The 987-nt window shown below is 55.9% G+C and carries 1 protein-coding gene; it reads right to left on the reverse strand.

Going from position 1 to position 987, the window contains the following annotated elements; translation table 11 throughout:
* A partial coding sequence (locus A3764_RS01350; protein WP_150122030.1) for an ISNCY family transposase occupies positions 1-987 on the reverse strand: 987 nt, incomplete at both ends.

Below are 987 nucleotides of genomic sequence, written 5' to 3' on the forward strand. Positions count from 1 at the left end.
GCTTGCGGTCATAGGAAAACGTGAGCTGCTTGCCGACATAACGGTTCTCACGCCAGCACAACACTTCCGCCAACCGATCCGGCTCCACATTCAACGCCCGGTGCAGGTTGTCCGGTTTGGCAGGGGCCTTGGCAAATTTGGCGTTAAAGCGGCTCTTAAAGCCTTCAAGAAAAGCGTTTCCGGCTTTCATGTCCGAAACGCCTGCCAGCCTCAGCTCTTTGACAAGCCGGTCCTGAAGCGTGCGGTTGGCCCGTTCTACGCGGCCCTTGGCTTGAGAGCTGTTGGCGCACAGGATCTCGATGTTCAACTCATTCAACGCACGCCCGAACTGGGTCATGCCTGCACCATTCCTTGCGTCTTCTTTGGCAACTCGGAATACCGAATGCTTGTCGCTGTAAAAGGCCACTGGGCGGCCATGCTGAACCAAATAACTGTCCAACGCCTCGAAATAGCTGAACGTGCTCTCGGACTTCACAAACCGCAGCTCCATCAAGGTGCTGGTGGCATCATCGATGAAAACGAGCAGGGTGCAGGGATCACCCCGATCCTCAAACCAACGGTGATCGGAACCATCAATCTGGATCAGCTCACCATAGCATTCGCGCCGTAAGCGAGGTTGATGGAAGGTCCGGCGCTGTTTCCGCGAGAGCCAGATGCCGTCTTCGATCATCCATTTGCGCACGGTCTCGCGAGACACTGTGAACCCGTGATGCTCAGCCAGCTTCTCAGCTGCCAGTGTTGGGCCGAAATCCGGGTAATTCTCTTTGATCAGGCTCAGAGCATAATCGCGCTTTGCATGATGGATACGATTGTTTGGAGGTTTGCCGCGCGCCTTATGTCGGATCGCTGAGGCGCCATCCTGCCGGTATCGCTTGAGAAGCCGGAACACTTGCCGCCTTGTCAGATCCAGCAGGTTTGCCGCATTGTCTACCGTCAGCCGACTATCATCGACCTGCGCCAAAACCTCAACGCGGTTCAAATCGCGCT

Origin of the sequence: Sulfitobacter sp. HI0129 (assembly GCF_001635395.1) — a bacterium.
Lineage (GTDB): Bacteria > Pseudomonadota > Alphaproteobacteria > Rhodobacterales > Rhodobacteraceae > Sulfitobacter.